This window comes from Brachybacterium sp. EE-P12 (assembly GCF_003711805.1).
Classification (GTDB): domain Bacteria; phylum Actinomycetota; class Actinomycetes; order Actinomycetales; family Dermabacteraceae; genus Brachybacterium.
In genome coordinates, this window is record NZ_QXCP01000010.1 from 1061 (window position 1) to 12982 (window position 11922).

Annotated in this window: 10 protein-coding genes and 1 tRNA gene; 3 read left to right on the forward strand and 8 right to left on the reverse strand. The window is 72.7% G+C overall.

What is annotated here, in order from left to right; translation table 11 throughout:
- Positions 1–449: 449 nt before the first annotated feature.
- Positions 450–523, forward strand: a tRNA-Met gene (locus tag D1648_RS14965).
- 54 nt (positions 524–577) lie between these two features.
- Complete coding sequence (locus D1648_RS14970) at positions 578–1240, forward strand: pentapeptide repeat-containing protein (protein ID WP_122943393.1); 663 nt, start codon at positions 578–580, stop codon at positions 1238–1240.
- A gap of 64 nt (positions 1241–1304) precedes the next feature.
- Here the strand turns inward: D1648_RS14970 and D1648_RS14975 are convergent, their stop codons facing one another.
- From D1648_RS14975 to D1648_RS14990, 4 genes are read right to left on the reverse strand one after another with little or no spacing between them, the layout of a single operon-like run.
- A complete protein-coding gene (locus tag D1648_RS14975) occupies positions 1305–2282 on the reverse strand; it encodes a GNAT family N-acetyltransferase (RefSeq protein WP_122943395.1) in 978 nt (325 codons plus the stop codon).
- A 51-nt stretch (positions 2283–2333) separates the two neighbouring features.
- Positions 2334–2996 (reverse strand): GNAT family N-acetyltransferase, encoded by a 663-nt coding sequence (locus D1648_RS14980; RefSeq protein WP_122943580.1) that lies wholly within the window; start codon positions 2994–2996, stop codon positions 2334–2336.
- Positions 2989–4119 (reverse strand): glycosyltransferase, encoded by a 1131-nt coding sequence (locus D1648_RS14985; RefSeq protein WP_122943397.1) that lies wholly within the window; start codon positions 4117–4119, stop codon positions 2989–2991. Before D1648_RS14985 ends, D1648_RS14980 begins: the two co-directional genes overlap by 8 nt.
- Before the next feature lie 10 nt (positions 4120–4129).
- Entirely contained in the window at positions 4130–5278 is a 1149-nt protein-coding gene (locus D1648_RS14990) for an NAD-dependent epimerase/dehydratase family protein (RefSeq protein WP_122943399.1), read from the reverse strand.
- A 145-nt stretch (positions 5279–5423) separates the two neighbouring features.
- Between D1648_RS14990 and folP the strand changes: the two genes are divergently transcribed.
- Entirely contained in the window at positions 5424–6413 is a 990-nt protein-coding gene (gene folP / locus D1648_RS14995; protein ID WP_122943401.1) for a dihydropteroate synthase, read from the forward strand.
- A 55-nt stretch (positions 6414–6468) separates the two neighbouring features.
- On the opposite strand, the gene D1648_RS15000 is transcribed toward folP, so the two are convergent.
- From D1648_RS15000 to D1648_RS15015, 4 genes are all read right to left on the reverse strand, one after another.
- A complete protein-coding gene (locus D1648_RS15000; RefSeq protein WP_122943403.1) occupies positions 6469–6870 on the reverse strand; it encodes a DUF3817 domain-containing protein in 402 nt (133 codons plus the stop codon).
- A gap of 104 nt (positions 6871–6974) precedes the next feature.
- Positions 6975–10151: an alpha-mannosidase gene (locus D1648_RS15005; protein WP_122943406.1), complete on the reverse strand. Its 3177-nt coding sequence runs from the start codon at positions 10149–10151 to the stop codon at positions 6975–6977.
- A 55-nt stretch (positions 10152–10206) separates the two neighbouring features.
- Positions 10207–11022, reverse strand: coding sequence for a serine hydrolase (locus D1648_RS15010; protein ID WP_122943408.1), 816 nt, complete (start codon positions 11020–11022; stop codon positions 10207–10209).
- Complete coding sequence (locus D1648_RS15015) at positions 11022–11852, reverse strand: beta-lactamase family protein (protein WP_241155529.1); 831 nt, start codon at positions 11850–11852, stop codon at positions 11022–11024. Before D1648_RS15015 ends, D1648_RS15010 begins: the two co-directional genes overlap by 1 nt.
- Positions 11853–11922 lie beyond the last annotated feature (70 nt).

Here is an 11922-nt window from a genome sequence, read left to right on the forward strand (position 1 = left end):
GCTGCCGGATCGAGGTCCTGCACCGCGAGAGACATACCCCGATTCTCCCGGCGAACACCCACTAAAGAAAGACTCGATGGCATTTTGTGGATAACTCCGAGCGGGGAGGAAACGTCACCGACGGCGCAGCGCACTCCCAGCACAGAACCTGCATCACCACAGGTCGCAACGCTTCACCGCACTACGACTCCCGGCGGATCGGAATCACCTCACCCCCCGCCGCAAGCACCCCCTCGAAAATGTGGAGAACCACCCCCTGTGGAGGAAAGAACACCCTCACCGCGCCCCGCGAATCCTCACCGCAGCGACCCGAATGCGACGGAAGATGACAGCTCGCTCGACACCACCCGCCATGTCCCGTCAGGCTGGTCCCGTCAGCATCCACCGGCCGCCCGGCCGACCGTCACGGAAGGCCCGCACCACTGCGCAAGGGCACCCACGGCCACCACCGCTTCGTAGCTCAGTCCGGAAGAGCAGCTCCCTCATGAGGAGTGGGTCGCAGGTTCGAATCCTGCCGGAGCGTCTCTCCCTCCTCGTACCCTCGAGGCGACCGCCCGCCGCCGACCCCGAGGACCCCATGCGCCGCCGCACCACCACCCGTCAGCCCGTCCTCGAGCGCCTCGTCCTGCCCGACCTCGAGGAGGTGGGCGCGGAGCGGCTGAACGCCCAGGACCGCCATGACGGACTGAGCCTGACCGGCGCGGACCTCACCGGCAGGGATCTCACCGGCGCGACCTTCACCGAGTGCGCGCTGAGCGACCTCACCGCGCACACCACAGTGCTCCAGCACACCCGCCTGCTCGAGACCCGGATCGAGCGGCTCCACGCCCCGGTGCTCGACGCGACCCGCTCCACCTGGCGGGACGTGGAGCTGATCGACTCCCGACTCGGTGCCCTGGACGTCTACGACGCCGAGATCCGCTCCACCCGCATCACCGGCAGCAAGTTCGACTGGATCAACCTGCGCTCCTCGACGCTCGAGGACGTGCTGTTCGAGGACTGCACGATCGACGAGCTGGACCTCGGCGGCGTCACCGCCTCCCGCGTCGCCTTCGTGAACTGCCGCGCGGGCTCCGTCGCCCTCCCCCACGCGAGGCTCGAGGACGTGGACCTGCGCGGGCTCGAGATCGGCGCGATCGGCAACCTCGAGGGCCTCTCGGGCGCCACGCTCGACACCCGGCAGGTCATCGACCTCGCCCCCGCCCTCGCCGGACACCTCGGGATCCGCGTGGAGGGGTGAGCCGGGCCTGGCCGTCGAGCGGACGGCGGTCCGGACGCGAGCCCGCCGCCCTCACCCGATGCGGTCAGGCGCCAGCCAGCTCCCCCTCGAGGATGCTCAGCACGTCCGTCTCGCGGAAGCCGAGCGAGCGGTTCAGGGCGAGCATCGGGGCGTTGCCCAGCGCCGTGTAGGTCTGGATCCAGCGCGCCTGCGCGGCCTCGGGCACGGCGCGGAGGTTCTCGAGGTTCGCGAGCTTGAGCGCCCGGCCGATGCCGCGGCCGCGATGGGCACGGTCCACGAGGGTGTCGTCCTGGGTGAGGATCTCAGGGTCGTGGCGGCTGACGAAGATCTCGGTGTAGCCCACCGCCGCCCCCTCGAGCAGGGCGAGTCCGCGCACGAGCGTCCAGCCCTGGTCGTCCATGCGCTGCTCATCGCGGCGCAGCTCCTCGACCTCGCCCCGGGAGGCGGGGCGGGTGAGATCGCCCATGGGCACGTCGGCGTCCATCTGCGTGGTCAGCCGCGCCCAGTCCTCCACGAGCTCCTCGGGACAGGCGCCGTGCCAGGTGCGGATCTCGACCCCGGGCACCGAGGAGGCGGCGCCCGCCATGGCCTCCCGGTCCAGGGGCATCTCGCGCAGCAGGCGGAGCTCCTGGTTCCCGAGCCGCATCCCCTGGGCGAGGGCGAAGCCGACCCCGGCCTCGGAGTAGGTCTCGGCCTGGACGATCTCGGCGTGCCCGGCGAGCGCCTCGCGCACGGCGGCGGCGAGCGCGCGGCCCACGCCGCGACGGCGATGCTCCGGCAGCACGGAGATCTCGACCTCGGCGGGATCGCCGGGGTCGGCCTCGGCCCCGGCCGCGCCGACAGGCGTGCCCTCGAGGTGCGCGACCAGCAGCACGCTGGTGCGTCCGGGCCTCGGGTCCCCGTACCGGGCGAGGACGGACTCCTCGCTCGCCCACCAGGCAGCCTCGCGACCGGCGTTGAAGCCGTCGCGCAGCAGGGCGTTCCATGCGAGCAGCGCCTCGCGGTCGGCAGGGTCGACGGGGGTGATCTGCACTGCGGCCATGCCCGTCATCCGATCACGTCCGACCGGCCCCTGGCGCGGGCTTTTCCCCGCTCAGCCGCGGCGGGGCCGCTCGAGCCGGGCGTCGAGCATCGCCCGGATCCCCGGCCATTCCGGGGCGAGGATCGAGTAGACCACCGTGTGGCGCACCGACCCGTCGGGCAGGATCCGGTGAGCGCGCAGGATCCCGTCCTGCTGCGCGCCGAGGGCCTCGACCGCGCGGCGCGAGGCGAGGTTCAGGTGGTGGACGCGGAACTCGACGCGCAGGAGCCCCAGCTCGTCGAAGGCGTGGCCGAGCAGCAGGCGCTTCATCGCGGTGTTCACGCCCGTGCGATGGGTGGAGGCGGCGAGATAGGTGTTGCCGATCTCGAGGCCCCGGTCGGCCAGCGCCAGGTTCATGAAGGTGGTCAGGCCCAGCACCGTCCCGTCGGTCTCGCGCACGACGGTCCAGGCGAGCCGGGTGCCGGCCTCGACCTCCGCGCACAGCCCGCGGACCGACGCCGCGACCTCCTCCGGGGTGGGCACGTGCGGGGCGAAGGGGAGGCGGTGGATCTCCCCGTCGGCCACGACCTCGCGCAGGCCCGGGACGTGCGCCGCGGAGAGCGGCTCGAGGCGGAGCCCGTGCCCGGCGAGGGTCACCGGCTCCAGGCGTGCGAGCGGTGCGGTGGGGACTGCGCGGGTGCTCGCCTCGCGCCCGAGCGGCCGCGGCTCAGCCATGGCGCGTCCCATGCTCCTCGATCGCCCTCTCGTAGTACCGCAGCAGGTCGTCGGAGGCGTTCTCCCAGGAGAACCTCTCCGCCTCGGCCCGGGCCACCTCGCGGATGCGTCCGCGCAGCCGGTCGTCCCCCAGCCGCGTCAGGGCCGCGTCCAGGCTCGCCTCGTCCCCGGAGTCGAACAGCAGCCCGTCCACCCCGTCGGTGACCTGCTCCATCGTCGGCCCCGAGCGGGCGGCGACGACCGGCAGCCCGGAGGCCATGCCCTCGAGGATCACCAGGCCCAGCGTCTCGGTGACCGAGGGGAACACGAAGGCGTCGGCGCTCGCGAAGGCGCTCGCGAGCTCCTCGCCCTCCATGAATCCGGGGAACAGGGTCGAGGTGCCGGCGAAGAGCTCCTCGAGCTCGCCCCGGTAGGGGCCGTCGCCCACGATCGCGAGGGCCACGTCGTCGCGGCGCTCCATCATCGGGCGGAGGGTGTGGATCTCCTTCTCCGCCGCGAGCCGGCCCACGAACACCAGCAGCTTCTTCTCGGGATGGCCCTGGGTGAGCCGCTCCCGCATCGCCTCGCTCGCGAAGCGGGGGTGGAAGGTGCGCGTGTCCACGCCGCGGCGCACCACGTGCAGGTTGTGCAGGCCCTGTGCGGCGAGCTCGGCCCGCATCGTCTCGGAGGTGGCGATGTTGACGTCGGCCAGGGCGTGGTTGCGCTTGATCTGCCACCACACCGCGGGCTTGCCCCACTTCCAGGCCCGGTACAGGTCCAGGTAGCGGGGGATGTGGGTGTGATAGCTCGCGACCAGCGGGATCCGCTGGCGGTGCGCGGCGAAGGCGCCCGAGGAGGCGAGCAGGATCGGCTGGGCCGCATGGACGACGTCCGGGTGGAAGCCGCGGATGATGCCGTCGACGTTCGGGCTGGGGAGGGTGAAGCGCCGGTGCTTGTAGAACGGCAGCGTCACCGGGCGGATGCCCACCACCCGTGCCCCGTGGTGCTCGGTGACCCCGAGGTCGGGGGCGATCACCATGACCTCGTGGCCGAGGTCCGTGAACCGTTCGACGGCGTGGCGCAGGCGGGTCACCACGCCGTCGACGGAGGGCAGGAAGGTCTCCGTGACGATCGCGATCTTCACGGACAGGGGCTCACTTCCAGGTGACGGTGGGCATGACCAGCTCGCGCTTGACCCGGTCGGTGTTGTTCATCGCGACCTTGAGGACCTCGGCGAGGTGCTCGTCGGTCAGCAGGTGCGGCTCGAGCCCGAGGTCCAGGAGGTTGGTGTTGACCGCGTTGTAGTAGTGGTCGTACTTCTCCACGCGCGGGTTCTCCGTCGGGGCGATCTTCACGTCCAGGCCCAGGTCCGTGCCGACCTTCTGCACCTTCTCGGCGAGCTCGTTGACGGAGAACTGCTCGGTGAACTGGTTGTAGACGCGGAACTCGCCGCGCTCGGCCGGGTTCTCGCAGGCGATCTCGATGCAGCGCACGGTGTCCTGGATGTCGAGATAGCCGCGGGTCTGCGAGCCGTTGCCGTAGACGGTGAGGTCGTGGCCGATCGCCGCCTGGATGATGAAGCGATTCATGGCCGTGCCGAAGACCGCGTCGTAGTCGAAGCGGTTGACCAGGCGCGGGTCCAGGCGGGTCTCGTCGGTCTCGAGCCCGTAGACGACGCCCTGGTTCAGGTCCGTGGCGCGGATGCCCCAGATGCGGCAGGCGAACATGATGTTGTCGCTGTCGTGCACCTTGGTGAGGTGGTAGAAGGAGCCGGGCGCCTTCGGGAACGGCAGACGGTCCTTGCGGCCCTTGTGCTCGATCTCGATCCAGCCCTCCTCGATGTCGATGTTGGGCTGGCCGTACTCGCCCATCGTGCCGAGCTTGACGAGGTGGCAGTCGGGGGCGAAATCCTTGATCGCCCACAGCACGTTCAGGGTGCCCTCGACGTTGTTGCGATGGTTCTCGATCGCGTGCTCGCGGTCGATCATCGAGTACGGGGCGGAGCGGTGCTCGGCGAAGTGCACGAACGCCTCGGGCTCGAGGTCCTGGAAGACGGCGGCCACCTCGTCGTAGTCGGTCAGGTCCGCGACGCGCACCGCGATGTCCCTGCCGGAGACCTCCTTCCACGCCGCGACCCGCTCCTCGAGCGGCAGGATCGGGGTGACGGAGTTCGAGCCGAGCTCCACGTCGATCTCCCGACGCACCAGGTTGTCCACGATCGTGACGTCGTGGCCCTTCTGCGAGAGATACAGGGCCGTGGGCCAGCCGCAGAACCCATCTCCACCGGCGACGACGATCTTCATGGGCAAGTCCTCCCGAGGGTCGAGGTCCGGCACCGCGCGGGGCACGGGGCCGGGATGTGCAATACCGTGTGCATATCTAACGTAATGCAGGTCAGGCGGTGCTCGTCGAGCAGTGGCACCTGGTCGAACAGCAGAGGAACGGACCATGAACAGCGCGCATGACGAGGCTCCCGCGGGCCGCCCTCCGAGCGATCCCGTCACTGTATCCCGCTCCTCCGAGCCCGGGCTGGACGGCCCGGCACCCGCGCCGGCGCCGGACCCGACGGCGCCGGGCCCGATCAGGCCCCGCCCCCTGCCGGACACGTCCCGTCGGGTGCTCGTGATGGGGATCGTCAACCGCACCCGGGACTCCTTCTTCGATGAGGGGCGCACCTGGGAGCTCGAGCAGGCCGTGGCCGCGGGGCTGCGCGCCGCCGAGGAGGGGGCGGACCTGATCGACGTGGGCGGGGTGAAGTTCGCCCCCGGCGACCCGCTGCCCGCGCAGGAGGAGGCCGAGCGGGTGGTCCCCGTGGTCGAGCGGCTGCGGCGCGAGCTGCCCGGGCACGTGCTGCTGTCGGTGGACACCTTCCACGCCAGCGTCGCCCGGGCCGTGATCGAGGTGGGCGCGGATCTCGTCAACGACACCACGGGCCTGTCCGATCCGGAGATGGCCGGGACCGTCGCCCGCGGCGGCGCCTCGCTCGTGCTGACCCACTCGGCCGCCGAGCCGCGCCGCCCCTTCCCCCACCCTCGCTACGACGACGTCGTGGAGGAGGTGCGGGACTTCCTCGCCGCACGGCTCGAGCGGGCGGTCGAGGCGGGCGTCCCCCGGGAGCGGATCGTGCTGGATCCGGGCCCCGATCTCAACAAGAACACCCGCCAGACCCTCGAGGTGCTGCGCGACTGGGGCGAGTACGCCTCCTTCGGGCTGCCGCTGCTCGCGGCGCTCTCGCGCAAGGACTTCGTGGGAGAGTCGCTGGGGCTGCCGAAGGAGGAGCGCCTCGAGGGCTCCCTCGCCGCGGCGGCGTGGTCGATGCGGCTCGGCGCACGGATCCTGCGCGTCCACGACGTGCGCGAGACGGTGCGCCTGGTGCGCATGCTCGAGGTGCTCGCCGGCTGGCGCGAGCCCGCGGGGCCGCTCGTCCACAACGCCTGACTGACGGCGGGCGGCGGTCCGCCCGGCAGACGACGGCGGCCCGGCGGCGGGGGTCTCAGCCGCGGGGCCGACGCACGAGCCGCCCGGTGCGGCGCAGCCAGATCTCGAGCGGCACCGTGACCAGCGGCGGGATCGAGGCGAGGAGGGCCAGCAGCGCCACCCACCACCGCCAGCGCAGCGCGACCGCGGCGACGATCGTCACGACGACGTAGAGCATGAAGACACCGCCGTGCAGGCGCCCGAACAGCCACACGCCCGCCTCGGTGGTGCCCGTGACGTGCTTCAGGAACATCCCCACCAGCAGCCCGGCCCAGGTGAAGGCCTCCAGCAGCGCGATCGCGGCGAAGACCCGGCCGACCGGCGAGACCCTGGCGGCGGGCGCCGCGCCCTCCGCCTCGGCGGCGGTCGCGACGTCGACGGAGGCAGAGGCGGGGGCAGGGGTGGGGGCGGGGTTCATCAGGGCTGCTCCTGGCACGGCGAGGTCGGTGAGGCGAGGCTCACCATAGCGACCCGCCCGGGCAGCGGCCGCCGCGCTGTGAGCAGGGCCTCGCCGCCCGCCGCTCACCGCCGCGCGATGCGCAGCGTCTTGATCTCGAAGGGCCGGAAGCAGAGCTCGACCTCGCCGTCCTGCCCGCGCCCGAGCGCGGAGCGGAAGGCCGGGGCGTCCTCGGCGAAGGGCCGCTCGAGCAGGTCCGTCGCCGTGACCTCGCCGGCCGCGAGCGCGGGGTCCAGGTCGAGTCTCGCCGCAGCGCGGGCGCCGGCGGACTCGTACAGGCGCAGCACGAGGTCCCCGCTGCGGTCCTCGGCGAGCTTCACCGTCTCCACCAGGACGCTCGAGGCGCCCTCCCCGTCGGCCCGCGAGACCGTGACCGGCGGAGCGGACAGCAGCGGCTCGGCCGCGGCGGGCGCACTGCGCTCGGGCAGGTTCAGGCGGTAGCCCTCCTCGATCGCCTCGGGGATCCCGGCTCCCGGTCGCACCGCGACCCGCACCGTGTACCGGCCGTGGTCCGCAGCGGGGTCGGGGTACTCGGGGGCCCGCACCACGGTGAGGCGAGTCGTGGTGGTGGTGCCGCCGTCGTCCTCGCGCACGGTGCGCAGCACGTCGTGTCCGTAGGTCGAGTCGTTCGCGATCGCGATCCCGTGCTCGCCCTCGGCCACGTGCACCCAGCGGTGCGCGCAGGTCTCGAAGCGGGCGAAGTCCCAGGAGGTGTTCACGGGGATCGGGCGGTCCACGTGCCCGAACTGGATCTCGCTGCTCATGTGGGAGGCGCGCACATCGAGGGGGAAGGCGAGCTTGAGCGCCTTCTTGCGCTCGCGCCAGTCGAGGTCGAGGTCGATGCCGAGGGAGGCATCCCCGGGGCGCAGCACGAAGGTCTTCACGATCGTGGAGCCCGCACCGGTGACGCCGTCGCCGGCCTCCCCCGCCGCGAGCGCGGTCGAGTAGGCGAAGGAGACGCGGACCCCGCCGTCCTCCTCCGCGACCTCGACCGCGGTGGGGCGCTCGAGGTCGCGGACCACGTGACGGTAGAACTCGTCGATGTCCCAGGCATCCCACGCGTTGGGGGTGTCGCGGTGCAGCTGCAGGAGCGCGCCGCGGGCTCCAGGGGCGATGGCCTCGCGCCCGTCGGCCCGGGCGATCAGGGAGACGAGCGCGCCGGTCTCGTCCAGCTCGGCACGCAGCATCTCGTTCTCCAGGGTCACGGCGCCGCCCGCACGGGTGACGACCACCGCCTCCTGGACGGGGGCGGGCCGCCCGACGCCGTAGGCGGCCACGCCGCGGCGCGGGACGGGGGCGGTGTTCAGCAGCAGCGGCTCCCGCTCCTCGGCGGGTCCGCCGGCGGCACCCGCCGCGGGCCCGCCGGCGCCGCCCGCTGCGGGACCGCCGGCGCCGGCCTCGGCGAGCGCGGCGAGGGACTCGGCGATGATCCGCTCGGCCCGCTCGGCGAGCGCCGCGTGCTGGGCCTCCGCCTCGCGGTGCACCCAGGCGATCGAGGAGCCGGGGAGGATGTCGTGGAACTGGTTCAGCAGCGTGTCCTCCCACAGCGCCGCGAGCTCCTCGTGCGGGTAGGGGCGCTCGGCGCGGAGCGCGGCGAGGGTCGCGAGCAGCTCGGCCTCGTGCAGCAGGTGCTCGCTGCGCCGGTTGCCCTGCTTGGTGCCCAGCTGCGCGGAATAGGTGCCGCGGTGCAGCTCGAGGTACAGCTCCCCGTTCCACACCGGCGCGTCGGGGTACTCCGCGCGCGCCCGCTCGAAGAAGTCCTGGGCGGTGCCGAACTCGACCTTCGGAGAGCCCTCGAGGTCCGCGGCGCGGCGCCCGGCGGCCATCATCTCGCGAGTGGGCCCGCCGCCGCCGTCGCCCCAGCCGAACAGGTCGATGCCGATGCTGGAGCGGCCCTTCTCCTTGAAGTTCCGCTCGAAGTACGCCAGCTCGGCGCCGGAGAGCATGCCGTTGTAGGTGTCCGCGGGCGGGAAGTGGGTGAACACGCTCGTGCCGTCCAGGCCCTCCCAGCGGAAGGTGTGGTGGGGGAAGGTGTTGACCTGGTTCCAGGAGACCTTCTGGGTCAGGAAGAACTCCTGGCCGGCGAGCGCGGCGATCTGCGGCAGCGCGGCGGAGTACCCGAAGGAGTCCGGCAGCCAGGTCTCCCTCGTCTCCACCCCGAGCTCCTCGAGGAAGAACCGCTTGCCGGCGACGAACTGGCGGGCCATCGCCTCGGAGCCGGGCAGGTTGGTGTCGGACTCGACCCACATCCCGCCCACCGGCACGAAGCGGCCCTCGGCGACCCGCGCCCGGATCCGCTCGAACAGCTCCGGGTAGCGGTCCTTCATCCAGCGGTACTGCTGCGCGGAGGAGGCGGAGAAGGTGATGTCGGGGTCGTCCTCGATGAGGGTGCAGGCGTTGGAGAAGGTGCGGGCCACCTTCCGCACCGTCTCGCGCACGGGCCACAGCCAGGCCGAGTCGATGTGGGCGTGCCCGGTGGCGAGGACCGTCAGCGCGGAGGCGCCGGCTCTCGCCGCGAGCGCGGGGGCGAGCGCATCCCGGGCGGCCTGGGCGGTGCCGGGCATGTCGTCGGGGTCGGCGAGGTCGCATGCGGTCTCGAGCGCACGGAGGATCTCGTGACGGCGCTGGGAGCTCTCCGGCAGCTGCTCCATGAGTCCCACCAGCGCGCGGACGTCCTCGTGCAGCTCCCAGATCCGCACGTCGCGGCGGGCGAGGTGGAGCTCCCTGATCGAGTAGAGCTCCTCCTCGGGCACGGTCGCGAGGTCGCCGAGCGGGGTCGGGGCGAAGGTCCAGCCGCCGGCGACCATCGGGTTCGCGGCGCACTCGAGGTAGTAGTCCAGCTCCTCGCCGGGCCGGACGGACAGATGGCGGTTGAAGGGGTTGATCGCCTTGACGGGCACGCCGTCGGGGGTGAGCACGAGCGCCTCGGCCTGGAAGCCGGGCTGGCCGGTGAAGGCGAGGTCGACCAGGAGCTCCGGGGCGGAGGTCTCGTCGGCGGCCCAGTCGGCGGGGACGGTGCCGGTCACGTGCAGCCAGGTCGTGGACCAGGCGCGGCCGAGCGGCGCCCCGATCTCCAGCGGCGTGTACTCGCGGGCGATCGCCTCGCGCGGCGGGATCGGCTCGCCGTCCAGGCGGTGCGCGGCGATCGTGACCTCGGCCCGCTCCTGGTGGATCTGCGGCACCAGATGGTCCTGCGTGAACCGGCGGATGCGGGACTCGGTGAGCTCCCGGTCGTCGAACATGTGGCGGCTCCTTCGGCGCGGGCATGACGGGGCGGACGCCGACGACGCTATCGCGTCAGCTGCGGCGGGAGTGCGCGGCGAGCACCGCGTCGGCCAGGCGCGGCATGACCTCGCGGTGGGCGTCGCAGAAGTCGTGCGAGGTGCCGACGACGAGCGCGAGCTCCGCGTCCGGGTCGACCCAGAAGGCGGTGCCCCGCATGCCGAAGTGCCCGAAGGTCGCCTCGCTGCAGCCGCGGCCGGTCCAGTGCGGGGACTTGGTGCCGCGCACCTCGATGCCGAGCCCGAAGGGGTTGGGATCCTGCGTGCCGAAGCCCGGCATGATCCCGGCGAGCTCGGGGAACTGCACGCCGACGAGCTGGGCGTGGACCTCCTGGTCCAGCAGCGTGGGCCGCTGCAGCTCGGCGGCCAGCAGCGCGAGGTCCACGAGCGCCCCGGAGGCGCCGACGGAGGCGGAGCCCTCCCAGAGAAAGCCCGTCATCCCCAGCGGGTCCGCGATCCGCTCCTGGACCCAGTCGCCGAAGTCCCGCCCGATGGCCCGCTCGACGTGCCGCGCGGCCTCGTCGATGCCGTAGTTGGAGTAGTGGCGGCGCAGCCCCGGCGCCTGCAGCGTCGACGCGGACTCGTAGAAGTACCCCGAGGCGTGGGAGAGGAGGTGGCGCAGCGTGGCCCCGGGCGGCCCGGCCTCGTCCTCGAGCGCCACGCGTCCTTCCTGGAGCGCGATCGCGGCGCCGAGACCGGTGAGGGTCTTGGTGACGGAGCGCCAGGGGCGGATCCGCTCCACGTCCCCGCGCCGCTCCCGCTCCCCCTCGGGGCCGAGCACGATCGCGGCGGCCTCGAAGCCGAACTCGTCCAGCAGGCCCAGCGCGCTCATCAGCCGCGGGAGCGCCCGGCGAAGCGGGCGAGGACCTCGTCGGTGATGCCGGGCCAGATCCGCACGTGCTCGGGGCCGAAGCGCTCCTCGCCGAGGAAGGCGCAGGCGAGGCCCGCCTCCGGGTCGACCCAGAGGAAGGAGCCGGCCTGGCCGAAGTGCCCGAAGGTGCGCGGGGAGGAGTGCGCGCCGGTCCAGTGCGGGTCCTTCCCGTCCCGGATCTCGACGCCGAGGCCCCAGTCGTTGGGCTTCTGCCGTCCGTAGCCGGGGAGGAGCCCGGACAGGCCCGGGTACTGCACCGCGGTCATCTCCGCGTGGAGCTCGGCGGAGAGCAGGGTGGGGGTGAGCAGCTCGCGCCCGATCACGAGCAGGTCGTCGACGGTGCTGCGGTAGCCCGCGGCCGGGGAGCCGTCCACCTCGAGGTCCACGAGGTCCAGGCCCTGGACCACGGTCTGCTCCATCCAGTCCGGGAAGTCGTGGCCGGTGGCCTCCTCGACATGGGCGGCGAGCACCTCGAAGCCGGTGTTGGAGTAGATGCGGCGGGCGCCGACGGCGCCGACCGTCTCCTCGCCCTCGAAGGGATAGCCGGCGGTGTGGGCCAGCAGGTGGCGCACGGTCGCCCCCTCGGGGCCGGCGGGCTCGTCGAGATCGACGAGACCGCGCTCGACGGCGACGAGGACGCCGAGGGCAGCGAGGGGCTTGGAGACGCTCGCGAGGTCGAAGATCCGCCTCGGCTCGCCCTGGGTGTGGAGCGTGCCGCTCGCATCGGTGACGCCGAGCGCATGGGCGGCGTCGAGATCGACGGGGATCGGGGGCTCGGTCGTGGGCTGCACGCGCTCCACTATGGCACGCCGGACACGGTCGTGACAGAATCGTGACATGTCCGAATTGTCCGTCTGCCTG

Coding starts and splice junctions, on each gene's coding strand:
- D1648_RS14970 (WP_122943393.1), top strand. CDS start 578: ATGCGCCGCCGCACCACCACCCGTCAGCCCGTCCTCGAGCGCCTCGTC.
- D1648_RS14975 (WP_122943395.1), bottom strand. CDS start 2,282: ATGGCCGCAGTGCAGATCACCCCCGTCGACCCTGCCGACCGCGAGGCG.
- D1648_RS14980 (WP_122943580.1), bottom strand. CDS start 2,996: ATGGCTGAGCCGCGGCCGCTCGGGCGCGAGGCGAGCACCCGCGCAGTC.
- D1648_RS14990 (WP_122943399.1), bottom strand. CDS start 5,278: ATGAAGATCGTCGTCGCCGGTGGAGATGGGTTCTGCGGCTGGCCCACG.
- folP (WP_122943401.1), top strand. CDS start 5,424: ATGAACAGCGCGCATGACGAGGCTCCCGCGGGCCGCCCTCCGAGCGAT.
- D1648_RS15000 (WP_122943403.1), bottom strand. CDS start 6,870: ATGAACCCCGCCCCCACCCCTGCCCCCGCCTCTGCCTCCGTCGACGTC.
- D1648_RS15005 (WP_122943406.1), bottom strand. CDS start 10,151: ATGTTCGACGACCGGGAGCTCACCGAGTCCCGCATCCGCCGGTTCACG.
- D1648_RS15010 (WP_122943408.1), bottom strand. CDS start 11,022: ATGAGCGCGCTGGGCCTGCTGGACGAGTTCGGCTTCGAGGCCGCCGCG.